The organism is Halobellus limi, assembly GCF_004799685.1.
GTDB lineage: Archaea > Halobacteriota > Halobacteria > Halobacteriales > Haloferacaceae > Haloquadratum > Haloquadratum limi.
Genome location: NZ_CP031311.1, coordinates 1035959 through 1060614, shown reverse-complemented (window position 1 = coordinate 1060614; position 24656 = coordinate 1035959). Strand labels below are relative to the sequence as shown.

The 24656-nt window shown below is 68.4% G+C and carries 26 protein-coding genes; 8 read left to right on the top strand and 18 right to left on the bottom strand.

Annotation, left to right across the window (positions count from 1 at the left end; genetic code table 11):
• Positions 1-362: 362 nt before the first annotated feature.
• The 4 genes from bcp to trmB form a co-directional block, all read right to left on the bottom strand.
• Complete coding sequence (bcp, locus tag DV707_RS05395) at positions 363-833, bottom strand: thioredoxin-dependent thiol peroxidase (protein WP_103990245.1); 471 nt, start codon at positions 831-833, stop codon at positions 363-365.
• 90 nt (positions 834-923) lie between these two features.
• On the bottom strand, positions 924-1964 hold the full coding sequence (locus DV707_RS05390) for a DNA replication complex subunit Gins51 (protein WP_103990246.1): 1041 nt from the start codon (positions 1962-1964) through the stop codon (positions 924-926).
• Complete coding sequence (priS, locus tag DV707_RS05385; RefSeq protein WP_103990247.1) at positions 1961-3118, bottom strand: DNA primase small subunit PriS; 1158 nt, start codon at positions 3116-3118, stop codon at positions 1961-1963. The genes DV707_RS05390 and priS overlap by 4 nt, the downstream gene beginning before the upstream one ends.
• Before the next feature lie 97 nt (positions 3119-3215).
• Positions 3216-4277, bottom strand: a complete 1062-nt coding sequence (gene trmB, locus DV707_RS05380; protein WP_103990248.1) for an HTH-type sugar sensing transcriptional regulator TrmB — start codon at positions 4275-4277, stop codon at positions 3216-3218.
• A gap of 303 nt (positions 4278-4580) precedes the next feature.
• Between trmB and DV707_RS05375 the strand changes: the two genes are divergently transcribed.
• The 5 genes from DV707_RS05375 (at position 4581) to DV707_RS05355 (ending at position 10391) form a co-directional block, all read left to right on the top strand.
• Complete coding sequence (locus DV707_RS05375; protein ID WP_103990249.1) at positions 4581-5393, top strand: XdhC family protein; 813 nt, start codon at positions 4581-4583, stop codon at positions 5391-5393.
• A 305-nt stretch (positions 5394-5698) separates the two neighbouring features.
• Positions 5699-6349 carry a (2Fe-2S)-binding protein gene (locus tag DV707_RS05370; protein ID WP_103990250.1) on the top strand — a complete coding sequence of 217 codons (651 nt, stop codon included), beginning with the start codon at positions 5699-5701 and terminating at the stop codon, positions 6347-6349.
• A gap of 6 nt (positions 6350-6355) precedes the next feature.
• Entirely contained in the window at positions 6356-8785 is a 2430-nt protein-coding gene (locus DV707_RS05365; protein WP_103990251.1) for a xanthine dehydrogenase family protein molybdopterin-binding subunit, read from the top strand.
• Positions 8786-8787: 2 nt separating this feature from the next.
• Complete coding sequence (locus DV707_RS05360) at positions 8788-9777, top strand: FAD binding domain-containing protein (protein ID WP_103990252.1); 990 nt, start codon at positions 8788-8790, stop codon at positions 9775-9777.
• Between the two features lie 206 nt (positions 9778-9983).
• Positions 9984-10391, top strand: a complete 408-nt coding sequence (locus DV707_RS05355; protein WP_103990253.1) for a nuclear transport factor 2 family protein — start codon at positions 9984-9986, stop codon at positions 10389-10391.
• 120 nt (positions 10392-10511) lie between these two features.
• On the opposite strand, the gene DV707_RS05350 is transcribed toward DV707_RS05355, so the two are convergent.
• On the bottom strand, positions 10512-11207 hold the full coding sequence (locus tag DV707_RS05350; RefSeq protein WP_103990254.1) for an FxLYD domain-containing protein: 696 nt from the start codon (positions 11205-11207) through the stop codon (positions 10512-10514).
• A gap of 113 nt (positions 11208-11320) precedes the next feature.
• Here DV707_RS05350 and DV707_RS05345 point away from each other — a divergent pair, with 113 nt between their 5' ends.
• Together DV707_RS05345 and DV707_RS05340 are read left to right on the top strand one after the other, a co-directional pair.
• Positions 11321-12196 (top strand): thioredoxin domain-containing protein, encoded by an 876-nt coding sequence (locus tag DV707_RS05345; RefSeq protein WP_103990255.1) that lies wholly within the window; start codon positions 11321-11323, stop codon positions 12194-12196.
• 47 nt (positions 12197-12243) lie between these two features.
• Complete coding sequence (locus DV707_RS05340) at positions 12244-12579, top strand: hypothetical protein (RefSeq protein WP_103990256.1); 336 nt, start codon at positions 12244-12246, stop codon at positions 12577-12579.
• An 18-nt stretch (positions 12580-12597) separates the two neighbouring features.
• On the opposite strand, the gene DV707_RS05335 is transcribed toward DV707_RS05340, so the two are convergent.
• The 6 genes from DV707_RS05335 to DV707_RS05310 form a co-directional block, all read right to left on the bottom strand.
• Positions 12598-13017, bottom strand: coding sequence for a hypothetical protein (locus DV707_RS05335; RefSeq protein WP_103990257.1), 420 nt, complete (start codon positions 13015-13017; stop codon positions 12598-12600).
• 267 nt (positions 13018-13284) lie between these two features.
• Entirely contained in the window at positions 13285-13887 is a 603-nt protein-coding gene (locus DV707_RS05330; RefSeq protein WP_103990258.1) for a nucleotidyltransferase family protein, read from the bottom strand.
• A gap of 1 nt (position 13888) precedes the next feature.
• Positions 13889-14311 (bottom strand): hypothetical protein, encoded by a 423-nt coding sequence (locus DV707_RS05325; RefSeq protein ID WP_103990259.1) that lies wholly within the window; start codon positions 14309-14311, stop codon positions 13889-13891.
• A 26-nt stretch (positions 14312-14337) separates the two neighbouring features.
• Positions 14338-15387, bottom strand: coding sequence for a hypothetical protein (locus tag DV707_RS05320; RefSeq protein ID WP_103990260.1), 1050 nt, complete (start codon positions 15385-15387; stop codon positions 14338-14340).
• A 49-nt stretch (positions 15388-15436) separates the two neighbouring features.
• On the bottom strand, positions 15437-16384 hold the full coding sequence (locus tag DV707_RS05315; protein WP_103990261.1) for a cytochrome b/b6 domain-containing protein: 948 nt from the start codon (positions 16382-16384) through the stop codon (positions 15437-15439).
• Between the two features lie 170 nt (positions 16385-16554).
• Positions 16555-17298 (bottom strand): proteasome assembly chaperone family protein, encoded by a 744-nt coding sequence (locus DV707_RS05310; RefSeq protein WP_103990262.1) that lies wholly within the window; start codon positions 17296-17298, stop codon positions 16555-16557.
• Between the two features lie 120 nt (positions 17299-17418).
• Between DV707_RS05310 and DV707_RS05305 the strand changes: the two genes are divergently transcribed.
• Entirely contained in the window at positions 17419-18585 is a 1167-nt protein-coding gene (locus DV707_RS05305) for a mechanosensitive ion channel family protein (protein ID WP_103990263.1), read from the top strand.
• Between the two features lie 2 nt (positions 18586-18587).
• On the opposite strand, the gene DV707_RS05300 is transcribed toward DV707_RS05305, so the two are convergent.
• The 7 genes from DV707_RS05300 to DV707_RS05270 all read right to left on the bottom strand — a co-directional run bounded on the left by DV707_RS05300 (position 18588) and on the right by DV707_RS05270 (position 24354).
• A complete protein-coding gene (locus DV707_RS05300; RefSeq protein ID WP_103990264.1) occupies positions 18588-18995 on the bottom strand; it encodes a universal stress protein in 408 nt (135 codons plus the stop codon).
• Between the two features lie 82 nt (positions 18996-19077).
• On the bottom strand, positions 19078-20475 hold the full coding sequence (locus DV707_RS05295) for a bifunctional metallophosphatase/5'-nucleotidase (RefSeq protein WP_103990265.1): 1398 nt from the start codon (positions 20473-20475) through the stop codon (positions 19078-19080).
• 56 nt (positions 20476-20531) lie between these two features.
• The gene (locus tag DV707_RS05290; RefSeq protein WP_103991214.1) at positions 20532-20738 is read right to left on the bottom strand and encodes a dodecin; all 207 of its coding nucleotides are present in this window, start codon (positions 20736-20738) and stop codon (positions 20532-20534) included.
• Between the two features lie 91 nt (positions 20739-20829).
• The gene (locus DV707_RS05285) at positions 20830-21486 is read right to left on the bottom strand and encodes a hypothetical protein (RefSeq protein ID WP_103990266.1); all 657 of its coding nucleotides are present in this window, start codon (positions 21484-21486) and stop codon (positions 20830-20832) included.
• Complete coding sequence (locus DV707_RS05280) at positions 21483-22181, bottom strand: hypothetical protein (RefSeq protein WP_103991215.1); 699 nt, start codon at positions 22179-22181, stop codon at positions 21483-21485. The genes DV707_RS05285 and DV707_RS05280 overlap by 4 nt, the downstream gene beginning before the upstream one ends.
• A 220-nt stretch (positions 22182-22401) precedes the next feature.
• On the bottom strand, positions 22402-22743 hold the full coding sequence (locus DV707_RS05275; protein ID WP_103990267.1) for a DUF7116 family protein: 342 nt from the start codon (positions 22741-22743) through the stop codon (positions 22402-22404).
• 195 nt (positions 22744-22938) lie between these two features.
• Entirely contained in the window at positions 22939-24354 is a 1416-nt protein-coding gene (locus DV707_RS05270; RefSeq protein WP_200820838.1) for an FAD-dependent oxidoreductase, read from the bottom strand.
• Positions 24355-24656 lie beyond the last annotated feature (302 nt).

Sequence of the window (24656 nt, the reverse complement as noted above, 5' to 3'; positions counted from 1 at the left end):
CCCACGGACGCTCCCAGTTCGGCTCATCGACGGCCTTTTGTTTTCGATCGACCGATACCGATTACTCTCGCTTTTCACCGCCGAGCGCCACCCCCGTTGCCGGCGGTACGAGAGGAATCAGTGTGGGGAACGCCGTACGGAGTTCCGCGCCGTGACGGCCGACGGTCGCGTCTTTAACCCGTGTCGGGGAAGCGATGGTCTATCGTAGAAACGAATTTACAGTTTCTTTCACCGGAAATGAGGTGTCGAAACTGCCCGGATCACGACGTCTACCGCTCGGGCGGCGTCGACGCTCGAAGGACGCCGTGCGATGACCGTTTTCGGGCGGCGGGTCCGCACCGACGCTCCGCGACCGTCTCGTATCAGTCGTCGTCGAAGCTGTCGAGGTCCGCGAGGATCTCCGAGGCGTGTCCCTCGGGTGAAACGCCCTCGTAGGCGAGGACGACGTCGCCCTCCGGTCCGACGACGTACGTGTTCCGGAAGACGCCGTCGAAGGTGTTTCCGAACATATTCTTCTCGCCGTAGGAGTCGTAGGCGGTCGCGACCGATCCGTCCTCGTCGGAGAGCAGGGCGAAGGGCAGGTCGTACTCGTCGGCGAACGGTTTCAGGTCGTCGACGGGGTCGTCGCTGATTCCGAGGACGGCCACGCCGCGGTCTTCGAACGCCGCGTAGGAGTCGCGAAAGCCGCACGCCTCGGTCGTACAGCCGGGGGTGTCCGCGCGCGGGTAGAAGTACACGACGACGTACTCGTCTCGGAACTCCGAGAGCGACACTGTCTGTCCGTTCTGGTCGGGCAACTCGAAGTCGGGGGCGGTCTCGCCGGTGTCGAGCATCGTCCGTACCTTCGGGGAGAGGCGCTTCAACGTACCGTTCCCGAGCGCCGCATCACCGCGCGGCGTTCGAGCGCCGTGGCCGCCGCCGTGTCAATCCAGGCGTTCGGCGGCGTCCCGCTCTATGAGCGGACCCGCGTTCGTCGTCGGGAGCGTCACCACGTCCTCGGATTCGAGGTCGTACTCGCGTTCGTCGACGCCGAGGATCGCTCCGACGTCCTCCGTGATCCGGAGCGTCACGCGCTCGGTCGGATCCGCCTCCCCGGCCCCCGCGGAGTCACGGCCGTTCTCGACGCGTCCCGGTGCGCCGTCCGTTCGCGGCTCACCCTGACCGGACTCACCGTCGACACCGCTATCGCCGATCACCGGCGTTTCGGATGCCGTCGCATCAGGGGGCGCGTCCGGAGGGAGGTCCGGCGGGACGTCTTCGGGGCGGTCGCCCCCCGACGCGTCGCGAGGTGACTCGGTCGGTTCGTCGTCCGTCGCGTCCGACGGCGAAGCGTCGCCGTCGGGGCGCTCGTTCCCGCCCATCGCGTCCGCCAGCACGTCGTCCGGAGAGGCTGCTTTCGGGTCCGTCGGCGCGTCCGCCTGTCCCTCCGTCACCTGCGGGTCCGCCGGTTCTGATGCCGTCGGATCGGCGGACTCGGGGTCCGTCGGTGAAGCGGCCGCCTCCGACGGTGAGCCGGCCGACGCCGACTGGGGTCCGCCCGTCTCGGCGGAGGACTCGCCCGTCGTCGCGTCGCCGCCCTCGCCCGCGAGGACGTCGAGGACGTTCCGACGGTTCTGCTTGATTCGACTGACGAGGTTCTCGAACAGTTCCCGCTCCTCGGCGGTGAGGCCGTCGGTGTCGGCGCTCATGTCCGCAGCCGCGAAGGACGCGAGCTTGACGACCTTGCCGACGCGGCGCTCGTAGATGGCCTCGACGACGTCTTCGGCGGTCTCGATCTCGTCGGTCAACTGACCGACCTCGGGGTCCGCGAAGGGGTCCTCGGCCGCGTCGGCCGCGCGGCGGCGCTCGGCCTTCCGCTCTGCGATGTAGGCGGCGACGTCCTCGTAGAAGGAGTCGCGGAGATGCTGGAGGCTGTCCTTCTGCCGCTCGGTCCGACGGACGCTCCGCAACTCGTCTAAGTTCATTCTTTGATCTTCTCGGCGCGCCCCCGGGTCATCAAGAAGATCCCGAGGCACTCTTCTACGGATTGCTCTCCCTCCGGGATAGTAAACGTGTCGCCGTCGAACGTCGTCGGCCCCGGATCCGTCACGTCGACCCTGATCTCCCTGCCGCGAAAGCGCTCGGGGATCGCGTCTTCGAGCGGCCGGAAGTCGTCGAGTTCCTCGCGGGAGAGCGGCGTCACCGTCAGGCCGGACCCGCCGTGGAGGCTCCCCGGCAGGCGGATGAGCCGCTTCGTGTCGGTCGTCACCGGTTCGTCGATCGGCGCGGTCTCCTCCTCTATCGCCTCCGCGGCGAGCGCGTCGACGAGGATGCGCGTCCCCGGACCGCCGGCCTCGACGTTCCCCCGACGGATCGCCTCGAAGTTGTGCTGGATCTGCCCGAGGATCGTCGTCGCGCGCCCCTCGCCGATCCCGTCGAGTTCCTGCAGCCGGTCGAGCGCGTCGGCCTCGTCCATCTCCCGGAGGCGCTCGGCCAGGTCGACGAGCCGGCGGTGCACGCGCGCCCCCCAGCCGCCGCGGCGGCGAAGCACCCGGCGGGTGGTGCCGCGGTTCGACTCCGTGCCGATCAGCCCCTCGACGTCGAGGTCGATCGCGCGGACGTAGTCGACGATCTCGCGACGGGCCTCGCTGTCGAGTTCCCGCACCTCGGGGTCGCGGACGTGGACGTGGTAGCCGCGGCCGCCGGAGAAGACGGCCTCCGTCTCCTCGAAGCCGAAGTCGTCGTCGATGAAGGAGAGCAGATTCAGCAGTTCCTCCTTGCACGCGGCGAGCATCTCCGCGTAGGTCGTCTCCGCGGGATCGACCCCCGGGAGGTGGTCGGCGTCGAGGTCGAACACGAGGTCCGCGGACCGCCAGCCCTTCTCGTCCATCGAACTCGCGCCGGGGTCGGAGAAGCGGGCCGACGAGAAGTAGACGTGCCGGGGCGCGGTGCGGTGCAGGAAATCCGAGAGGTCGCCGACGTCGAGCAGCGACTGGTGGCGGATCATCGTGGTCGAGCCCGCGCTCCAGGGGATGTGTCCCCACTCGCGGCGTTCGGCCGCGGGCGGCAGGGAGACGTCGCTGCGGCGGTAGTAGTCGCCGAACCGCCCCTCCAGATAGGTCCGCGTGCGCGCCTCCATCGGTCGGCGAGGATTGCGAAGGGAGGGGTAAAGCCGTTGCGCCTCGGCGGCGGATCGCTCTCGGTCCTCGCCGCCCGGCCGACCTCGATGACCGGCCTCAGGCGAACTGCTCGCGGTCGGGGACGCCGTCGCGACCGAGGATGATCTCCTGGGCCTCGACGTCTTCGAGCGCGGCGACGAGGCCGCCGACGTCGAGCACGCCGTCGTCGGTCTCCAGTTTGAGCGAGGCGACCTCCTCTGTGGCCTCGATCTTCGCCGTCTGGACCTTCCCCTCGACGACGACGGCGTCGCCGGTCTCGATGTCGCGACCGGTGATCGAGGCGTAGAACGGTCCGTCGAGTTCGCGGACGTCCTTCACGGCGCGGCGGATCGACGCGTAGCGCCGGGGGAACGGCCGCCGCTTGCCGTCGGCGGCGAGCGTCTCCGCGGTCGACCACAGGACCGTGCCGAAGAACCCCGAGACGAGAAAGCCGAGCGCCGAGCGGTTGAAGATGACGCCGTAGCGCTCGCGGTCGTCGCGGAGGGCGTCCTGCGTCGCGTAGACGGAGTAGTTGCCGTCGGCGACCGCGAGGACCGGCGTCGTGATCCCGCGCCGAGCGCGCGCGACGGTCGCGACCTCCAGGTAGTCGAAGTCGTCGGGATCCGGCGCACGCGAGCGGGGCGTCACGAGTAGGTCGATGCTCACGCCGTCGTCGATGGCGGCCGCGAGGTCCTCGCGGAACCGCCGGAGGAGGTCCGGCGTGAGCGAGAGGATCAGCTCGTACTCGGCGCTCTCGATGATCTCCTCGACGTAGCGGAGGATCGTCGAGCGCGACTTGACGAGCGAGACGGCCTCGGTGTCGCGGGCCGGCGCGGTGTAGCGCGCTTCCAGCTCCGAGACCAGTTCGTCGAGCGACTGCTGGACGTTGCCGAAGGCGTCCTCGGGCGCGACGGCGACGATCTTCATCGGTCGCGACTCCCGCAGTTCGACGAGCCCCCGGTCCGAGAGGCTCCGGACCGTGTCGTACACCCTGGGCTGGGGGATCTCCGTGCGGTCGGCGATCTCGGAGGCGGTGAGTTCGCCGTGTTCGAGGACGGCCAGGTACGCCTCGATCTCGTACTCCCCGAGATTGAAGCGGTCGCCGACGCGTTCGAGCGTCGTTCGGAGTTCGTCTGCCATACCGGAAGGTCTCGCTCCCGACACTTACTGTTTACTATGCTTCGAGTAGCACACCGTTTCGGAACGCGGTGAACCGCCTCCGGACCCCTGCCGCCGGCGAACTTCCCCGTCGTCGAGAGCGCTCGTCGCCGACGGACGGTCCCATCGCCGAGGGGCGTTTCGCCCGTCCTCTTCCGCCTCAGCCTCCTCGTCGCCCGCGTCCGATCGAACCGCGTCGCCCGCGTCCGACCGCACCGCATCGCGTCGCCCCTCCCGGTTCGACGGAAGACAGATATAAGATCCGTCGGACGGTACCGAATCACAATGGGCGAGCACGGCGGAACCGACGAATCGACCGGGGTGTACGGTCGAGTCGAGGAACTGACCGAGGCCGGCGAGACGGTCGCGCTCGCGACCGTGACCGGCGTGGACGGGTCGGCCCCGCAGGACCCCGGTGCGGCGATGCTCGTCCGCGCGGACGGGCGGACTGAGGGGACCGTCGGCGGCGGGACGGTGGAGGAGCGGACGCGCCGGGCCGCCCTCGAAGCGATCGAAGCGCGGAGCCCGCGGACCGAACACTGGGAACTCCGGCCCGAGGGCAACACCGGGATGGTCTGCGGCGGCGAGATGGACGTGTTCATCAACGTGATTCCCGGCAAGCAACGGCTGATCGCCGCCGGCGGCGGCCACATCGGCCAGTCGCTCGCGGCGATGGCCGCCGAGATGGGGTACGACGTGTTCGTCGTCGACGACAGGAAGGAGTTCGCGGACCCGGAGCGGTTCCCGGACGCCGACGTGTACGCCGACGACTACGACGCGGGGATCGAATCGGTCGGCGTCACCGACAACACCGCCGTCGTCGTCGCCACGAGGAGCGGCCACTTCGATCGGGTCGCCTCGCGGGAGGCGCTCGAACGCGGGGCGTACTACGTCGGCCTCGTCGCCTCCGACACGAAGGCCGAACGCGTCGCCGACGGCCTCCGCGAGGACGGCGTCGACGACGGCGACTTCGAGCGGTTTCACTCGCCGGTCGGCCTCGAACTGGGCGGCGGCGACCCCGCGGACGTCGCCCTCTCGATCCTCGCCGAGCTCAACCGGGTCCGCCACGGGTTGCGACCCGGCACCATCGACTCCTGACGCTGTCGGACGTGACTGTCTCCTGACGATTTCGGACACGCGGCCGCCTCCTTGTGGGACGTGGGTCTGATTACTCGTGACTGGGGCGTCGAAGTTCGCCACTTGCGTCTGCCCGACAAGCGATTAGAGCGCGTCCGAGCGAATGCTCGATCGGTGAGATCGACCGAGTGATCGCCGACGTCGGAACGCGTCGAAAATGTCGGATACGGGCGGCGGATGCGTCGAAGAAGCCCGTTCGTGAGGTCCACCGGACACCCCTTCCGGAGGCCGAATCTATATAAACGTCTATGAAAAATAATCAAGGTATGTCTACGACAGATGCACCGGACGAGTCAGAGCCTGAGGCGGGCGACGACTCGGGAGGGCCGTCCCGCCGCGACATCATCAAGGGGACCATCGGCGGGACGCTCGTTGCGGCGAACGCGTACCTGTTCAACAACATCAGGCAGACGTCCGCAGCGGGCGACGGCTCGCCGGGGGTTCGAGAGCGGTTCTCGAACCAACTGAAGCTCACGGTCAACGGTCGCGAGCACTTCGTCAGGGTCGAAGATCAGGAGCGCCTCGCCGAGACGCTCCGGTACAAGCTCGGGCTGACCGGGACGAAGTTCGGGTGCGACCGGGCGATGTGCGGTGCCTGTACCGTCCAGGTCGACGGGGATCCGATCTACAGTTGCTCTTACTTCACGAAAGACGCTGTGGGCCAGGAGATCACGACGGTCGAGGGGCTCTCGGAGGGCGGTGAACTCCACCCGATCCAGGAGTCGTTCATCGAGGAACTCGGCGGGCAGTGTGCGTTCTGTACGCCCGGGATGATCATGTCGGCGAAGTCGCTGCTCGAAGAGAACGGCGACCCGTCCCGCGAGGAGGTCAAAGACGCCCTGGAGGGCAACCTCTGTCGGTGCGGCAACTACGAGAACGAGATCGACAGCGTCCTCACAGCGGCCGAGCGGATGTGATCAACCGTGTCCAACCACAACTACGTCGGAAACGACTTCGAGGTCCCGGACGGCCGGGCGAAGGTGACGGGCGAGGCAAAGTACGCGGACGACTACCAGTTCGATAACCTCCTGCACGCGAAGACCGTCAAGAGTCCCTACGCCCACGCGAGGGTGCGCAACATCGACACCTCCGAGGCGGAGTCGATGTCGGGCGTTCAGGCGGTCATCACCCACGAGGACGTCCCGGACGCGACGATCGGCCAGCCGGTGCTCGCCGAGGAGCCGCTGACGTTCGGGTACCCCGTCGCGGCGGTGGCCGCCGACGACGAGTACACCGCGGCCGCGGCCGTCGAGGCGATCGACGTCGAGTGGGAGGTCCTCGACCACGTCGTCGACCCCGTCGAGACGCTCAAACCGGGCAGTCCGAACGCCAGGCCCGAAGGCAACGTCCCCACCGGCGAGGCCGGCGGCGAGAGCGCCGAGGGACAGGGCGGCGGGGAGGCCGCCGCGGACACGATCAAGTGGAACGACGCCGACTTCAGTGGCGACTTTCCCGAGAATCCCGGCGACTTCACGATGGAGTGGAACTGGGGCGAGGTCTCCGACGGGTTCGAGAACGCCGACACGGTCTACGAGGACACGGTCAAGGCCCAACCGCAACCCACGAACCCGATGGAGCCGCGTTCGACCGTCGCCGAGTGGGGCACCGACGGCCACGTCACCATCTGGGGGTCCAGCCAGAGTATCAGCCTGACGCACACGGGCGTGGCGGGAATAATCGGCAAGCCGCCCACGGAGGTCACCTTCATCAGCAACTTCTGTGGCGGCGGGTTCGGATCGAAGGGGACCGCCTACCCGCAGATGGGCGTTCCGGCGTTCCTCTCCCGGGAGGTCAACCGCCCGGTGAAGATCCGCGGGACCCGCCGCGAGGAGTTCCACTGGGGGAACGGCCGCGCGACGTTCATCGCGCGAACGCGCGTCGGTCTCGACTCCGAGGGGACGATCACGGCGCTGGAGATCGACGCGATCGGCGACGCCGGCGCGTACTCCTCCGACGCGCTGTCGACGCTCAGTTCCGGGTTCAACTCGCTGACGCAGTGCTGGCAGCCGGAGACGCTTCGGTTCCGCGGGATCGGGGTCTTCACCAACACGCCCAAGCGGTGGCCGCAGCGGGGCCCCGGACAGAACCAGGCGGCGCTGGCGATCGCGCAGGTCATCGACGAGGCCGCCAAGCAGGCGGGGCTGGACCCGCTTGACGTCTGTCTCCGGAACGCGCCCGAGAACCGCGATCCGGCGGGCGCCGACCGGCTCCCGATGACGAGCGCGTACCTCGGCGAGGCCTACGAACTGGCGGCCGACGCGATCGGTTACGAGGAGAAACGGGCTCGGTCCGGGACCCGGGAGGGCTCGAAGGTCTACGGCGTCGGGATGGCGTCGTCGTCCCACCAGTCGGGCTACATCGGCTTCGACGGCCTGATCGTCGTCCACACCGACGGCACCGTCGAGGTGCGACAGGGCGCCGGCAACCTCGGGACGGAGAGCTTCGCCGCGGTCGCCCGGATGGCCGCGGACACGATGAACGCCGACTGGGAGAACGTCGAGGTCTCCTGGGGTAGCAGCGACAAGTCCTCGTTCACGCTGGGGCAGTTCTCCTCGAACACGACGTTCACCGAGGGGTTGGCCAACGTGAAGGCCGCGGAGACGGCCGTACAGTACCTCAAGGAACTGGCCGCCGAGGAACTCGGCGGAACGGCGGAGGCGTACACCGTGGAGAACCACGAGGTCGTCCACGGGCAGTCCGGCGAGTCGATCACGTTCGCCGAGGCCGCACAGGCCGCCGTCGACGCCGGCGGCAAGTACTCCGCAGAGGAGATCCCAGAGCAGTACCAGGAGAGCCTGGTGCCGCTGACGATCGCCGCCGCGAGCGACGCGGTCGGGCAGGGGCTGGTCGCGTTCGGCAAGACCACGGGCGAGGACCTCGACGGGTTCGTCACCTCCTTCGCGGGCGCCATCTCGGAGGTTTCGGTCGACCTGGAGACGGGCAAGATCACCGTCGAGGAGATGGCCAACTACAACGACTCGGGGACCGTCGTCCACCCCGAGAGCTTCGAGGCCCAGGTCGAGGGCGGGGCGACTCAGGGGATCGGGTACACCCTGTACGAGCAGTACCGACACGACGACGGCACCGGGATCCCGGTGAACACGGACCTCTACAAGAGCAAGCCGCCGTCGATACACGACTACGTCTCCGGCGACCTCCACGTCGGCGCCGTCGGGGAGCCCGATCCGTTCGGCCCCTACGGCGCCAAAGGAGTGGGGGAACCGCCGTACGGCGCGGCCTCCGGTGCGGTCGCCGCGGCGGTCAAAGACGCCCTGGGAACGACCTTCAACGAGTTCCCCGTCACCCCCGACAAGGTGCTTGAGAAGGTCCGCGCCGGGGAGGTGGACATCTAACCATGCAACAAGACATGATCCCGCCGCTCGAGCACATCGACGCCACGAGCGTCGACCACGCCGTGCGGCTCCTGGACGAACACGGAAGCGACGCGGCAACGATCGCGGGTAACACCGACGAGATCAACTGGCTGAAGAACCGCGAGCGGTCGCCGGAGGTCCTCGTCGACCTGAAACCGATCGAGGAGCTGAAGGAGATCACCGAGACGAGCGGTGGAGGGCTTCGGATCGGTGCGCTGGCGACGCTGTCGGACGTCGAGAGCCACGACGCGGTCACCGACGGGTTCTCCGTGCTCGCGGAGGCGATGGGCGAGATCGCGACCCCGCAGATCAGAAACCAGGGGACGATCGGCGGCAACCTCACGCAGGACTCCCGTTGCTGGTACTACCGCGGCGGCTTCGACTGCTACCGCGCGGGCGGGAACACCTGCTATGCGATCACCGGGGAGTCGAGCGACCACGCGGTCACCGACTACTCGCGGTGCATCACCGCCCACCCCTCCGACGGGGCCGTCGCGCTCATCGCCCTCGGCGCCGAGGTCGTCGTCAGCGGTCCGCGCGGCGAGCGCCGGGAGCCGCTCTCGGAGTTCTTCGTCGGGCCGGAGGACAACATCACCGTGATGCACGACCTCGCCCACGACGAGATCCTCACCCACATCGAGGTCCCCAGCGAGTGGCGCGGCGCGGACTTCTACTTCGAGAAGGTCCGCGGTCGCGACTCCTGGGACTTCGCCATCGGGAACATCGCCGCGGCCGTGAAGAAGAGCGGGGGGTCCGTCTCGGACGTTCGCCTCGTCGCGAACGGCTTCGCGCCGACGCCGAAGCGCCTGCGCACCGCGGAGCGATCGATACAGGGGAGCCGGCTCTCCGAGAGCAACATCGACGCGGCCGCGGAGAACGTCCTGCCGAACGCCGCGCCGCAGCCGGACAACGAGTACAAACTGAACCTCGCGGACAACCTCGTCAGGCGGGCGCTCAACAGCGTCGCCTGAGCGGAACGGGGGTGGCATACCCTCCGCTGTCGTCCAGGAGACGTCGTAGCGGCGTTCTCAACCCGACTCGGGATTTTCTCCGTTCGAACCGAGCCACAGCGGTATGAAAAAATAGAGAGGCCGTCGACCAGGTCCACTTTCGAGGCCCGCCCCTCCGCAGCGCAGGTCTATCTCCTCGGAGGCCGTCTATCTACGTGGAGCTTAAAATGACAGAACCGACAGCGAAGAGTAACGTCGAGACCGTTCGGGGACTGTATCGGTCGTTCGCCGACGGCGACCTCGACGCCGTCGTCGACACCTGGGATCCGGACATCGAGCTGATCGAAACCGAGGGACTGATCGGGAGCGGAACCTTCCGCGGCGCGGACGAGATTCGAGAGAACGTCTTTGCCGGGTTGGCGAACGACTGGGAGGACGTCTCGGTCGTCCCGGAGCGATACGTCGACGGCGGTGATTCGGTCGTCGCACTGATCGATTGGAGCGGGACGAACGTCGAGACCGGGAAGTCGGCCGCGTTCCGTGGTGCGCACGTCTTCGATTTCGAGGACCGGAAGATCGTCCGGTGGACGTCCTACGCCGACAGTGCGCTGTTCAACGAGGCGCACCGGGCGTAGCGTCTGATCGCCACTCTCGGTGTGTTCGCGGTTATGAATCCCTCACGAAGTGTTCTGTGACACCACCGTGTCCGTCACGATGTCCTCTCGGTCAACGACATCGGTCAGTCACCGGACCGCTCACGCGTCGTCGACGGCGACGGCGCGGACGGCGAAGTCGTCGAACTCCTGGGCGAGGCTGGGGACGTCGCCGACGGTCCGGAACGTCACCGTGAACGGGGCCGACCCGCCCGGCTGGATCTCCCGGTTGGGTCTGGTTGTCCGGACGCCGATCACGTCGTCCCCGTCGTCGTAGAAGGCGACGACGACCTCCGACGCCACGGGCTCGCTCCCGTCGTTGGAGACCGTTCCGGAGACGACGACGCGGTTCTGTGATCGGTCGTCGACGGACGCCTCGGCGGTCAGACTCGCGCTCTCTGCGGACACGCGGTCGGCGGCGACGGCGACGTCGTAGTCGTCGACGTCGCCGTCGGCGTCGTAGTGGACGTCGAAGGGGGCCGACTCGCCCGGGGCGATCGGTTCCCCCAGCACGCCCCCGGTCGTCTCGCCGATCGCCTCGCCGTCGCGGTAGTACGTCACCGTCACCGTCGCGTTCCCAATCGGATGCGACCGGCCGTTCCGGACCTCGCCGACGACGGTCGGTCGACCCAGTCGGTCGAGGTGGTAGGTCGTCCCCTCCACCGTCGTCTCGCCGGCCAGCGGCGCCGACGGCGCGTCCACCTCGCCCGTGACGAGGATCTCCACACCCACGAGTCCGCCGTACGTGAGCGCTGCCGCCAGCACCGCACCGACGAGGACCGCCTTGGCGTCGACCATCTCTCGTTAGAGGGGGCGCAGCGGACATAAACGCTGGGTGCGCCGGCAGAACGGCGACCCCACGTGGGACGGAGACACCGGGTTCTTTGGTCGTGCTTCCCCTGGAGAGAACAATGGTCGAGATCGCAGTCTACGACGATCCCCTGAACCCGACCGGGTGGGGGATGCAACCGGCGCTGCGCCGACTCCGCATCGAGTGTCCCGACGCCGACTGGCGGCGGCAGCCGGTCGTGATGGTCCCCGACTGGGACCGGTACGACGGGCCGGAGTTCCCGGGCGGGCGGCGGACCGCACCGGCGACCTGTCTCCGGATCGCCGAGGAGACCGGGATGCCCATCGACGAGTACCTCTGGTTCGAGGACGCTCCCGACGGTTCCCGGCCGGCCTGCGTCGGGATCGAGCAGGCCACCGATCCCGGGACCGACGCGCGGTCCCGCCTGTTCCGCGCCGCGCGGGAAGCGACGTTCCTCCGACAGACCAACCTCGACACCGACGAGGCCGTCCGGGGGTTGCTCGCGGACGCGCTCGGTCCCGACGCGGCCGGTCGGTTCGACCCCGACTCCTCTCGGCTCTCTCCGCCGGATCTCTCCGGCGTCGACGGCGTCGAAACGGTCGGCGACCGGCCGGTCCTCCCGGCGGTCGTGGTCAGTAGCGACTCCGAGCGGGCGGGCCGTTCCGGCCGGTCCGGGATCGAGGACCTGCGAACGCTCGTGACCGAGGTCGGCGGCGCTCCGACGGTCGACGCGTCGCCCTCCGTCGAGACCGTCGTCCGCCGGTTCTCTCCCGAGGGGTGGCTCTGCGGGGCGGAGCTATCGGCGCTGACGGGGCGGTCCTACGGGGACGCCGTCGACGCTGCCGCGGCGCTTTCGGAGACGGTGACGGCGGAGTTCGCCGCAGAGACGTTCGTCCGTCTCCGGGGGGACGCGGATCCCGAACGTCTCCACGACGATGTCGAACGCGGACGTGTCCGTGAGGACGCGAAACAGTGATGTGGTCGTTTCCCGAACGGGTGTCCGACGGGAGGGGGCGTGGATAGATGCCGCTCAACGTCTTCGAGATGCGCGGGGTGTACCTCTTTCGCGCGGACGAGGAGTCGGTTCCGCCGTCGCTCGCTCGCTACCACAACGACGCCGAGGACCGCTACGAGGTCCCGACCGAGGCCGACCTCGATGCCCTCGACGACGAGTGGCGGATCGTCTCGGATCTCGACGCCTACCGCGTCGTCTTCGAGGGCGATCCGCCCGCCGACGTGGAGGCGGCGGCGCTGTTCGTCGAGGACGCACCGCTCCGGACGACGGTTCTCTGTCCGGACGACGGGGCCGTCGACCGCGCGCTCGACGCGGGTGGCCGTCGGGTCGACGCCGACGAATAGCTCTCGGAGACGGGTGTGTCAGCCCCTCACCCGGACCGAAAGCTCCGCCCCGGCCAGCCCGAAGACCGACCACGCGATCGTCAGCAGCGCCAGCATCGCGAACGTCACCGGCCACAGCGTCACGCCGAACGTCCCGGTGATGAAACCGGACCAGGCGCCGAACAGGCCGACCACGAACACGAGGAGCGTCGTCGTGATCGCCGCGAGCGCACCGGCGACGACGCCGGCGACCCGTTCCTCGCCGACCGGCGAGAGCCGAGCGGCCACGGTGCCGCCGACGAGCGGCCACCCCACAAGCAGGACGACGAACCCCACGGCGCCACCCACCTGTAGGCCGAACAGGTGGAGGAGTCCCAGGACCGTGATCACGGCGGCGCCGACGACGTCGGGCGATGCCTTCAGTCTCCCCGATTCCGAGTGTGTGACGCTCGTTGCCATAGTGCACAGTTCTCGGGGTACGCGAATAAAAATACCGCCGCGGACCACCGGGCGGCGACGGGGCACGTCCGTCGGCGCCTCACCTCCCGGTCGGCTCGTCGGACTCGGATTCACTCCGATCGGCCCGTCGGCGTCGGGTTCGCCCCGTTCGGCCCGTCTGTTATTTCAGGAGTCGACACGGCAGCCGCGATCCACAGACCTCACCGCGACCCACAGACCTCACCGCGACCCGCATACGCCACCGCGACGCTGACGAGTCGAGCCGGCTCAGACCGGTTCGTAGCGCTTCACCAAGTCCCAGTACTCGCCCGGCGTATCGACGTCGGCGAAGATCCGCTCGTCGTTCACCGGGACCTCGCGCGTGTCGGTGTCGTCGGCTCGGACGACCGCACGCGCGCCGCGGTCGTCCGGTGCGTCCAGCAGGGCGTCGAACGCGCTCGCGGCGAAGAGCGGGGGATGGCCTCGTCCGCCGTCTGCGGTCGGCACGAGGACGTCGCCTCCCGCCTCGGCGGCCGCCGCGACGGTTTCGACGACGGCCGGGGGCGTCAGCGGGCAGTCGACCGGGTTCAGCAGGACGCCGTTCGCGTCCCGCTGCCGCGCGTACTCGACGGCCACGCGCACCGACGAGAGCATCCCCCGCTCGTACGCCGGATTCTCTCGGACGGTGGCGTCCGAGAGGTCCGCCCGGGCGCGGACCTCCGAGGCCTCGTGTCCGAGGACGACGACCGGCTCGACCCCGACGCGGGCGTACGTGTCGACGAGGCGTTCGACGAACCGCCGGCCGTCGAACGTCAGAAGCGGTTTCGGGAAGCCGCCCATCCGCGTCGACTCGCCGGCGGCCGTGACGGCGGCCACGAGGTCCGCGGCCATCTCACTCCGCGGCGTCGCGTTCGAGGTGGTCGGTCAGTTCGTCGAGGAAGAAGAACTTCATCATCACCGACTGGAAGACCGCCATCCCGTTGAGGTTGTCCGCCATCGGCGAGGTGACCGACTCCTGTTCTCCGAGCAACTGGAGGACCGTCCGGGCCTCCTCGACCTCCGGTTCCATATCCGCGAGGAACGTCCGGTAGTTTTCGGTATCGAACTCCTCGTGGTGGTCTGCGACCGCCAGCGCGGCCTCGTATCCGTCTTCGAGCCCCGAGGCGAAGTCGGCGACGTAGTCTTTGGTCTGGCTGGTTCCGGCCTTGACCGTCTCGCGGTCGATCCCCTCGCCGGCGAAGGAGATGAGGTACTCGTAGGCGATCTCGATCCGTTCGATCGCGTCGCGCAGGTCCGATGCCGGTGTGTCAGTCATAGGCTTGGATTTCGTAGCTCGGGGTATTACTCTTCGGGAACCCGGGTCCACGCGCCGGTTGTCTCTCGACGCACCGAGCCCTCGCGTTTGAGTCGGTGGAGGGCGATCCGGCAGGTCTCCTCGGTGACGTCCAGACAGGCCGCGATCTCCGGCGCGAACGCGGACGGGAGAGCCCCGAGGACTTCGAGCGCGCGCTCGCGGTGGTCCTCGGGGCCGAGACTCTCGGCGCTGAGCGCGTCGGCGCCGTACTGCTGCATCACGTTCCGGCTCTGCGTCTCCGTGCTCGCCCCCGCGTCGCCGAGGTCGGGGTCGTGCGTCCGAACCGCGTCGCGCAGGACGTCGAAGCCCGCCGCCCCGTCGACGACGGTCGTTCCGGCCGGTCCGTCGATCCGATACACCGGAGCCGCGAAGACGGCGTCCTCGGTCCGGGCGGTCGGGTCGGCGTCGTCTGTGCCGTCGTCGCTGTCCCTTCCGTCGGGGCTGCCTGCGCCGTCGCCGTCCGACAGGGGGCCGTCGAGGTGGCTTCGGGGGCGCAGCGGCACCGTGCGGGGCGACCCGCGGACGTCGACCTCGGCGAGCCGCGAGACGGTTTCGCGGGCACGCTCGAGGTCCCGTCCGACCGCCGCCGTGGCCCGCCGGGTCCCGACGGCGGCGGCGACGGCCTCGGCGTCGATACCGGGGACGGATTCGGCGATCCGACGGACGCCCTCCGGCGTCGACGGCGGATCGCCGGCCGCGAACGTCCGGTCGGCGAGCGCCCGGGCGAGGTCGAACGCGGCCCCCCGGCCGCCGGTTTCTCGCCCCGCGGCGATCGCCTCGCAGGCCATCCACGACGAGGGGACGCCGTCGGCCGTCACGTCCGATTCGACCGGCATCCCGCCGGTGTCGTCGAACCGCGCCAGCCTTTCGGCCGACTCGGCGTCCGCCCCGTCGATCGGTTCCGGGATCGAAACGAGACAGCGATACCTGCGGTCGACGTCCGAGAAACCGTACCGGAGTCGCGAACGGACCGGACGGTTGCGATACGCGGCGACCGAGAGCGGGTCGGAGAACAGGGTGATGGTGATGTCGGACATAGTGTTCGTTCGAGCGTCGGATGAAAAGCGGTCGCGGTCGCTTCGCGCCCTATTCGGGATCCTCGGGTTCGAGGTCGCCGCCGTCGGTGGCCTTCGACCCGCCGATCTGCCAGCTCGTCGGCGAGTACTTCTCGGCGTACTCCTCGACGGTGACCCGTCCCGTGATCATACTCTTCGTGATCGCCCACTCGTTGGGTCGCAGCGCGAAGTAGATGTGGCCCATCACGAGCGCGAGGAGCGCGACGGCGAAGAAGTCGTGGAAGACGAAACTCCAGGCGACCAGCCCCGGCGCGTCGGCCGTTCCGAGGCCGAAGGAGATCCCGAGAAACGAGAACTCCCGGGTCGCGTCCCAGAGCGGTTCGAGACTCACCCGGCGCAGGAGGACGAACCCCGTGGCGATCACGGCCAGCGACGCCCCGGTGACGCCCCAGTGAAGCAACTTCTGTGCGCTCGGGTACTCGAACTGTCGCGGGTACTCGTCGGTCATCCCGACGAGGTTCGTGAAGCGCCGCCAGAGGTCCCTCGCGTCCGCGACGCCGAACCACATCTTCGACCACGTCCCCTTGTACGCGACGTGGGCGAGGTGGAAGATCACGTACCCGAGGAGGACGACCGCCGAGACGATGTGGACGTCCAGCCACGACAGACCCGGGACCGCCCGGAGCGTCACCTCGGTGTTCATTATCACGAACCCCGAGAGCATCAGCGCGAAGATGGAGATGGCCATCACCCAGTGTGACGCCCGCTGTGCGAGCGAGAAGCGCTTGATCTCGTCGACGCCCTGCTCTTCCAGGGATCGTTCGACCTCGGACTTCGACGGATCGTCCGGTCGGGACGTGTGATCTGTCGGGTTCCACAGCTCCCGTAGCACGTAGTGTACGAGGAACGTGAGCGTCCCGAGGAACGCGAACACGAGCAGGATGTCCCAGCTCAACCCGACGATGACTTCGCGACCGGCGCGTTGAGCGTATCTGAATATCTCGATCCCGAATGGCATAACATAATGATAATCATGCCAAGACTTAAACTTAGGGTCCCCGGAACTCGCCGAGGAATCCCACACCAGCGGCGTGCAGCAATTTCGACCGGCCGTTCTCGCCGAAAAAAAAGCGCCGAGGTCGACCGCGACCTCGAACGGTTCGCCGCGGGTCCGGGGACGGATCGGCGCTACATATACATCCGGTCTTCGGGGAGTTCGTCGTCTCGCTCTTGCATCCGCTCTGCGAGTTCCGCGTAGTACTGTTCGACCTCGGCCGCGAACGCCTCCAGCGGGCCGGCGTCGATCCCGATCCCGTAGACATCCTCGACGGTCTCGACCAGCCGTATCGACGCCTGGATGTCGGGGACCTGCGCGTGGACGGGCGTGACGAACGTGCAGACCCCGAGCGGCGAGTCGAGACCGCGTTCTATGAGCGCCGCGTTGGTGCCGTCGAGGAAGCCGCGGCCCATCGCCGGCACCGACCCGTCCGCGAGTCGGCTCTCCCGGTAGTCGTCGGTGGCGATGTAGAACGTCCGGTGCTCCTCGGGGCCGTGCGGGATCGGGACGCCCGAGAGGACCGCGATCTCGCGCACCCCGTTCGACTCGGTCCAGTCGAGGACGGCGTCGGCGAAGGCCCGACCGACCCCGACGGGGACGAACAGCTCGCCGACCAGCACCGTCACGTCGAGGTCGTCCCGGGAGAACAGCCGCGTGTGGTGTCTCGGTCGCCCATCCTCGAACGGTGTGACGGTCGGCAGCCCGTCGACGGAGAGGTGGCCCCGCTTTTCGAGTTCCAGGTGGTCGACGATGTAGTCCGCCGCGGTGAGCCCGGCGAGTCCGAACGACGAAAAGCCCGCCAGAAGCGTCTCGCTCGGTTCGGTCTCGTGGGTGATCGTGAAGTCGGGGGTGGACTGGGAGCCTGACGTGCTCATCGTCTCCCCGTTCGTCGACTGCCACCTTATTGTTTCCTAACTGAACAGTTGTCGGATGGCGGTGTCCCGGACCGCACCGGGGAGGAACGCTTTTTGTCCGGGCCTCTCGTGGACGGAGGTATGCAGTCGGCGACGACACCCACGGCCACGCCCTCTCCCGCCCCCGGCGGCGGTCAGACGCTCGCCTCCGTCCTCCCCGAGTGGCTCCTGTTTCCGGGGTGGCGGTGGGTCCTCGCCGCCCTGATCGTCGCGGTCGGCGTGCTCGTCTCCCGGTACGTCGTCCGACTCGTCGGGCGGCCGGTCGCGAGGCGGTTCCAGCGGCAGAGCGTCGCCCAGATGGCGCTCCGCCTCGTGCGACTCGGCGTCGTCCTCGTGACGCTCGGCATCGCCGCCAGCGTGCTCGGCCTCGAGTTCGGCGACCTCGTCCTCTCGGTGACGGTCTTCTCGGCCGTGCTGGGTATCGTGCTCGCACCGATCGTCGGCAGCACGATCAACGGGCTGTTCCTGCTCGCCGACCAGCCCTACGAGATCGGCGACATGATCGAGTTGGACGACGGGCGACGCGGGTTCGTCGACGACATCACGATCCGGTACACGAAGATGTTCACCCTCAACAACACGTTCCTCGTCATTCCGAACTCCGAGATCCGCGAGCACCTGGTGACGAACTACTCGGCGGAGGACGAGCGCGTGCGACTCAGCCTCGACGTGGTCGTCACCTACGAGTCGGACGTCGACGCGGCCCGGCGACTGCTGAGTCGGGCCGCCGCCGCGGACGAGGCGGTGATCGAGGGCGGGCCGGACATCCGCATCGGCAGCGCGCGGTACCCCGCCCGGCCCACGGTGCTGAAATCCGACTTCGGCGACGACGGCGTCGCACTCACGCTCCGGTACTGGGCCAAAACGCCCTACAAGATCCCCTCCGTCGAGTCGCGAGTCCGGACTCGGATCTGGGACGCGTTCGCCGAGACCGACGCCGACATCGAGTTCGCGTACCCGCATCGCCACCTCGTCTTCGACGACACCAGCGGGACGCTCGACGCGACGGTCGGGAGTCGAGACGGAGACAGAGCGAGATCCGACGACGGGTCGATACAGACGGCCTTCGGGGGACGGTCCGACGATGTCGTCGAGGATAGCGGCGTCGAACGTGCTGCCGATCTCGACGCCGACAGTGGCGACGCCGAACGTGCTGCCGGCCCCGGCGCCGACGGCGGGCATACCGCCGACCCCGACGCCGACGATGGCGACGACGACCCTCGACCGCGACGTCCCGACGAGGGGTGAGCTCAGTCGCCGACGCGGGCGGTGACGACCGTACAGTCCAGTTTCTCGCGGAGGTACGTCTCGATGTCGGGGTCGTCGAGGAAGCGACGGAGCATCGTCCGCCACCGACTGGCCTGTTTCGATCCGAGGACGACGACGTCGGCCTCGTCTGCGGCCACTTCCTCTAAGATCGTCTCCTCGACGAGGAACCCCCGTCGCACGACGTAGCGCGTCCGCTCCAGCGGGCCGAACTCGGACTCGACGGCCCGTTTCAGTTCCGCCCGAGTCACGCCGTGGCTCTCCTGGTAGAGGTCGACGTGGAGCACGGTCAGTTCGGCTTCGCGCTCCTCGGCGATCCGGACGGCCTCCGAGAGCGTCGCCCGAGAGTGCTTCGACAGCGGATACCGGACGGGGACCACGACGCGAGTCATTATCGGCACGGAGGATGCGACGGTTCCTGAACGTTTCCACTCGGTCCGTCGAGTGTACCTCACCGACGTGCCTCCGACAGGGTCAGTCCTCGGACGGCCGAGTCGCCGTCTCCGTCGCCGACACCCGGCGAACGCGTCCCTCGACTTCCGTCTCGATCCCGAACTCCCTGGCGTAGGCGGCGAGCACCTCGAACTGGATCTCTCCCTCGCCGACCCGGTGTCGCTCTTCGAGGCTCGGAAACTCGTGGTCGGTGTGGAGCAGATACGCCGAGGTCGCGACCGTGTACCGCCGCTCGGGGTCGACGGGATCGCCGTCAACCCGGGCGCCGAGGAGTTCGGTCGCGTCGTCGTCCCAGCGGATCTCGGCGCCCGAGAAGTGGCCGTGCCACCAGCCCGGTTCGCCGAAGTCGACGACGGCGGCCGCCGACTCGCGGAACACGTCGAGCAGTTCCGCGCCCGTGAGTTCCGCCCGGACGACGTGCTCCTCGAAGGGGATGACGCTCACCAGGTCGGCGACGGTCACCGCTCCGGACAGGGGCGGTCCGTCCCGGATCCCCCCGCTGTTCTGGAGTCCCACGTCGGCGTCGAGCGACCACCGGTAGGCGTCGGCGACGAAGTTCCCGATCCGACACTCGCCGCCGGCCACCGTCGACTCGCTCCGGTCGAGGGGCCGCTCCACGCGTGCGACCACCTCGTCGAGACCCGCGGCCTCGACGCGTCCCCGCAGCGCGGTCACGACGTCGTCGGCGACCGGCGCGTCCGCCGTCTCGTGACGCTCGACGCCTACCGGGCCGTCCGTCGCGTCGAGGGTCACCTCGAAGATCGTCCGTCCGTTCGCCCCGGGGCGGAGCAGGAGCGTCCCGTTCACCCGCTCGCGTCGTTCCGCGTGGACGTGGCCGCCGAGGATGGCGTCGACGTCGACCCGCCGCGCGAGTTCGTCGTCGCCGGACCCGAGGTGTGAGAGCGCGACGACGCGGTCGACCCCCGCCGCGCGGAGTTCCGAAACGGCCGCTTCGGCGGCGTCGTAGGGGTCCGTAAACTGGAGTTCGCCGGCCATCGGATTCAGCGACGGCGTCGCGGGGTCGGTGACGCCGAAGAGGCCGATCCGGACGCCGTCGACCGTCTCGATCGTGTGCGGGACGACGTCGGCGGCGGCGAATCGCCCGCCGTCGGAATCGTAAACGTTCGCCGACACCCACGTCTGGGGCGCGGCGGCGACGATCGACCGCGCCGCGTCGGGCCCGAAATCGAAATCGTGGTTGCCGAAGGTCTCGACGTCTGCGTCGACGGCGCAGAAGAGATCCAGCGCCTGCCGGCCGCGTTCGATCAGCGCGAGGACGCCCGGCGAGGTGTTGTCGCCGGTCCCGCAGACGAGGGCGTCCGCCCCGTTTCGCGCGCGGAGCGCCCCCGCGAGGCGACCGACTCGGACCGGGTCGTCGTAGACGTTTTCGACGTCGGAGTAGTGGAGGAGACGCGGCATTCAGGCTCCCTGGTGGTGCAATAAAAAAGAAGCCGTCGGTGTGCGCCGGCCGCCGATTACTCGCCGTCGCGGAGCTGGAAGGCGACGGTGACTTCCGCCTGGTACTCCCGGTCCTCGACCGACGCGACTTCGACGCCGAGTTCGTCCACCTCGATCCAGTGGACGTTGTCGAGCGTCTCCTCGGCGCGGTCGATCGCGTCGTCGACCGCCTCGTCGAAACTCTCTCCGCTCCGGCCGATCAGGGTTACCTTCTTGAATACCATCGTCGTGCGGTGGTACAGCACGGAGGACGATAAGTTTCGGGGCCGGGTCGGGGACCGTCCGGACCGGAACGTCGCTCACCACGCACCGAATTCACGGTCGCGTCTCCGCCAGCCGGTCGGTGAGCGCGTCGACGACCTCTCCGAGTTGGCTGCTGCCGTAGACGGCGACGACGATCGCGCCGACGGTGTCGAAGACGAGATCCAGCATCGAATCACCGAGGCCGTACTGCGTGAGGACACCCGGCGTTCCGGTGTGCTCGGCGGCGAGACCGATCGTGAACTCGATCACCTCCCAGAGCACGCCGAACGCCAGGACGAAGAGGAGGATGAAGACGAACTGGAAGCGCGGCGGCAACGACACCGCGTCGGAGTGGATGTCGACCGCGCGGGTCGTCGCGTAGCCCACGCCGGCGACGAGACTGGCCGAGAGCGCGTGGGTGAGGTGGTCCCACCACCAGATGTTGGCGTACGGTTTGCCGACCCCCGGGATCGTGATCGTTCCGACCGCGTGCAGAAACACTGCCGCGGAGATCCAGAGCGCCAGTCCCGCGTCGATCGGGATGTCGAGGTCGCGTTCGAGGATTCCGGGGAGAAACGTCACGACGAGCCCGATCGAGGCGTTGACGATCACCCCGACGTTGCGGAGGAGCAGCCCCGCAACCAGCATCGAAGCCAGGAACAACTGCATCCCGCGGGCGGCCTGGCGCTGGCGACGCTCGGAGATGTGGAGGAGGTCGCGGACCCTCATCGGTCGTTCACCTCCGCGTCCTCGGGAGACCGTTCGGAAACCGAGTCGACGTCCGGGTATCCGGCCGGGTCGCTGCCGGGGATCCGCCGGGCGAGTCGCGCGCGGCGGCGGAAGTAGTACTCGAAGAGGACGCCGGCGAACACGCCGGCGACCGTCGCGGCGACGAAGTCCCACATCAGCGCCTCCTCGATGACGTGTTCGGGGCGGCCGTCGTAGAGGAACCGCGTGCCGACGAGGACGTCCGAGAGCCACCGGACGACCGCCCAGATGCCCGCGGCGGCCATCGTCGTCACGACGACGAAGACGACCGCGAAGCGGTGGCTCATCTTCACCGACGTGAACACGTCGAGTTCGACCGCGATCAGGAGCGCGACGGCGGCGACGGCGACGTACGTCACGATGCGCCCCGAGAGGGTCATTCCGGCGACGGTCTCGCCCGCCACGAGCGCCCGCAGCACGATCGGGAGCGCGGCGAGGAGGATCACCTCCCAGGGCAACATCGCGGTCGCCCGGCGCCGTGCGAGCGGGGGGACGAGCGCGACGGCCAGCACCGCGAGCGTGAAGCCCGCCCACTGGACGTCGCCGGTGAGAACCTGCGCGACCGCCGCGACCGTCAGGAAGAGAAGGATCGTCGCGGCCAGGGCGGCGTTGAGCCGGCGGCTCTCGACGACGCTCGACAGGCCGGTGTGCGACATACTCGTCGGTAGGTCGCGCCCGGTACAAAACGGTTCGTCCGACCGCGGTTCCGCGCCGGGGAACTGCGAGTCGCGGTCGAATCTCGTTTTTCGCACTCGGGTCACGCCGCTCACGGTCCGGTCCGACTGCGCACGCGGACGGGGCCGTCGGCGACGGCCTCGTCGCTGTCGGCGGAACGTCGCGCGACGGCGAACGAGCGCCGAGACGAGAGCGCTCGCCTCAGCTGGCGTCCGGGAGGTGGACGTCGTACTCCCCGTCGTCGTCGACGCCGATCACGGCCCACTCGTAGGCGGGATCGACGCTCGCGAGGCGGTTCTGTACGTCCCCTGTCGCCTCTTTGGGCGCGACGAAGCATCGGAATCGATACGTGTCCGACGGTTCGCCGCCGTCCGCGAGAACGCGGCGTCCGTTGAGGTCTTCGCCGTCCGAAAGCGCCGTGACGCGGACCGTGCGCCACTTTCGCTCGGCGACGAAGTCCGGTCCGTCGCCCGAGACACTGTAGCCCAGCCGACTGAAGATCGCCCGGGCGTCCTCCGAGGGAGGCATGCTGACAGGGGGCATGTACCTGATCCTTCGCCAGCCGGTAGCATAAATCTTGCCACCGGTTACCACACGGTGGGATCGAACGCGAACGCGATTACGACAGTTGGGATCCGAGGGATCGGCTGCGGGAGGTTCGTCGCGTAGCCCTCGGCTGGAAGCGGATGCAATAGGTCAACACGCCGGTGATCAGAACATATCGATTTCCGTCCGAAATCAGCGTGCGCCCACCGATGAGGGCTGATCCTGCCGGGGATTCAGCTCGCTTGACTCCGATCGATCGAGACGCCGCCGAGGAGTGAGAACCCGCCGGAGAATGGTCGGGCGCAACAGCGTGCTGGGGGGTCGTTCCATCATCAGTACTCGAACGAAGGCGTCTGTCAGGACGCCGTCGGCGTGTGCACCGCGGAGTAACCGACCCAGATACCAGTTGAAGAAGGCCGTTCCGCGAGGTTTCGGTCCCTCCGTCTGGGCGAACTCGAAATCGGCACCGACCGCCAAATTCCAGGCCGCGTCGACGGTCGACGCCGTGCGCTCGAAGAACCGCGACGCGAGGTCTTCGAGACCGTCTGCGAGACTGTGATGGAGTATCAGCGCCTCGAGCGCCGCCACCGACATTCCCTGTGCGTACACCGGATTGAAACTGGCGATCGCGTCCCCGACGACGAGCAATCCGTCGGGGAACCGGCCGAGACGCTCGTAGTGGTGCCGTCGGTTGGAGGGGAAGGGATAGTGCTCGATCTCGGTGTCCGCCCACGAGTGGTCTTCGAGCAGCTGTTTCAGTTCCGGTACCGGGAGGCTCGCCGCGTATTCGACAAACCCCTCGCGGTCGGTCGGGGGCCTCTCGCCGTGGACGCCCTGCAGATTCACGATCCAGCGATCGCCTTCGACGGGCGCGGCCATCCCACCGCGAGTCCGGGGTGAACTCGGGGGGACGAGATAGGTCCGACGATCGCCGGGCGGTCGCCGGACGAAGGTGGTGCTGTAGGCCATATCGATCTTCACCTCGTCGACGACTGGCGACGGATAGCCGTGATTCTCGAGCCACCCTGGAGTCCGGCTCGCGCGGCCGGTGGCGTCAACGACGATGTCGGCGCGGAGTTCCCGACGGCGTCCGCCCTGCCGGATTCGGACGCCTTCGACGGCCGTTCCCGAACTGTCGAGCAGATAGTCGGCACAGTGGCAGTTCGACCGGACGTCGACGGTGCCGATGTCGGATACGTGTTGTCGAACGACGTGTTCGAAGACCGGCCGACTGACCGAAACGGTCTCTAGCCGGGTCGGCCCCGGCGCGAGGAAGCCGCCCCCGCTGTAGAACCGAACGTCGCCCGCGAAATCGGTGATCACACCCCCAGCCGAAATCACGTCCTCGAAACACCCCGGAAGGAGATCCTCGATTGTCGCGCGCCCGGCCTCCAACAGGGCGTGCGGGTGGAGCGACTGCGGCACGCCTCGGCGTGCCACGGGCTCTGTGGGTAGCCGGTCGCGATCGACGACTGTGACGGTGGCGAACGCATCGGCCAGGACGCGTGCGGTCAACAGCCCGGCCATACTCGCGCCGACCACCACCGCGTGGTCACCGATCACGCCGACCCCGGATCGGTCGTACCGCGGAATCGTCGCCAGGGTCATCGGGACCCTCCTTCCAGTCGGGACTCCTGACGGTCCTGTACAGGCCCACTGGGCGCGATCTCGTGACCACCGACGGCGGTGGAGTGACGGACGTTCGAGGCGAACCGCGTTTCGGAGTCGTCACCGGTAGTCCTCGTGAGCGAACCCGCCGCGCGCGTTACGAGCGGGGCGTGCGATCCGTTGGCCGCAGTCGAGTGGTAGTCGTCTGCCATCACGCTAGATAGTCCGCCGCGCGGCGGCATAACCGTGATCAGCAATCAATTACTGTAAGGTATACAGCATCATTTTTCGTGTTGTTCACA

Coding starts and splice junctions, on each gene's coding strand:
- DV707_RS05370 (WP_103990250.1), top strand. CDS start 5,699: ATGTCTACGACAGATGCACCGGACGAGTCAGAGCCTGAGGCGGGCGAC.
- DV707_RS05280 (WP_103991215.1), bottom strand. CDS start 22,181: ATGTCGCACACCGGCCTGTCGAGCGTCGTCGAGAGCCGCCGGCTCAAC.
- DV707_RS05350 (WP_103990254.1), bottom strand. CDS start 11,207: ATGGTCGACGCCAAGGCGGTCCTCGTCGGTGCGGTGCTGGCGGCAGCG.
- DV707_RS05335 (WP_103990257.1), bottom strand. CDS start 13,017: ATGGCAACGAGCGTCACACACTCGGAATCGGGGAGACTGAAGGCATCG.
- DV707_RS05285 (WP_103990266.1), bottom strand. CDS start 21,486: ATGAGGGTCCGCGACCTCCTCCACATCTCCGAGCGTCGCCAGCGCCAG.
- DV707_RS05345 (WP_103990255.1), top strand. CDS start 11,321: ATGGTCGAGATCGCAGTCTACGACGATCCCCTGAACCCGACCGGGTGG.
- DV707_RS05275 (WP_103990267.1), bottom strand. CDS start 22,743: ATGCCCCCTGTCAGCATGCCTCCCTCGGAGGACGCCCGGGCGATCTTC.
- DV707_RS05355 (WP_103990253.1), top strand. CDS start 9,984: ATGACAGAACCGACAGCGAAGAGTAACGTCGAGACCGTTCGGGGACTG.
- DV707_RS05390 (WP_103990246.1), bottom strand. CDS start 1,964: ATGAACTTAGACGAGTTGCGGAGCGTCCGTCGGACCGAGCGGCAGAAG.
- DV707_RS05290 (WP_103991214.1), bottom strand. CDS start 20,738: ATGGTATTCAAGAAGGTAACCCTGATCGGCCGGAGCGGAGAGAGTTTC.
- priS (WP_103990247.1), bottom strand. CDS start 3,118: ATGGAGGCGCGCACGCGGACCTATCTGGAGGGGCGGTTCGGCGACTAC.
- bcp (WP_103990245.1), bottom strand. CDS start 833: ATGCTCGACACCGGCGAGACCGCCCCCGACTTCGAGTTGCCCGACCAG.
- DV707_RS05330 (WP_103990258.1), bottom strand. CDS start 13,887: ATGGCCGCGGACCTCGTGGCCGCCGTCACGGCCGCCGGCGAGTCGACG.
- DV707_RS05325 (WP_103990259.1), bottom strand. CDS start 14,311: ATGACTGACACACCGGCATCGGACCTGCGCGACGCGATCGAACGGATC.
- trmB (WP_103990248.1), bottom strand. CDS start 4,277: ATGGCAGACGAACTCCGAACGACGCTCGAACGCGTCGGCGACCGCTTC.
- DV707_RS05310 (WP_103990262.1), bottom strand. CDS start 17,298: ATGAGCACGTCAGGCTCCCAGTCCACCCCCGACTTCACGATCACCCAC.
- DV707_RS05360 (WP_103990252.1), top strand. CDS start 8,788: ATGCAACAAGACATGATCCCGCCGCTCGAGCACATCGACGCCACGAGC.
- DV707_RS05340 (WP_103990256.1), top strand. CDS start 12,244: ATGCCGCTCAACGTCTTCGAGATGCGCGGGGTGTACCTCTTTCGCGCG.
- DV707_RS05375 (WP_103990249.1), top strand. CDS start 4,581: ATGGGCGAGCACGGCGGAACCGACGAATCGACCGGGGTGTACGGTCGA.
- DV707_RS05305 (WP_103990263.1), top strand. CDS start 17,419: ATGCAGTCGGCGACGACACCCACGGCCACGCCCTCTCCCGCCCCCGGC.
- DV707_RS05315 (WP_103990261.1), bottom strand. CDS start 16,384: ATGCCATTCGGGATCGAGATATTCAGATACGCTCAACGCGCCGGTCGC.
- DV707_RS05270 (WP_200820838.1), bottom strand. CDS start 24,354: ATGACCCTGGCGACGATTCCGCGGTACGACCGATCCGGGGTCGGCGTG.
- DV707_RS05300 (WP_103990264.1), bottom strand. CDS start 18,995: ATGACTCGCGTCGTGGTCCCCGTCCGGTATCCGCTGTCGAAGCACTCT.
- DV707_RS05320 (WP_103990260.1), bottom strand. CDS start 15,387: ATGTCCGACATCACCATCACCCTGTTCTCCGACCCGCTCTCGGTCGCC.
- DV707_RS05295 (WP_103990265.1), bottom strand. CDS start 20,475: ATGCCGCGTCTCCTCCACTACTCCGACGTCGAAAACGTCTACGACGAC.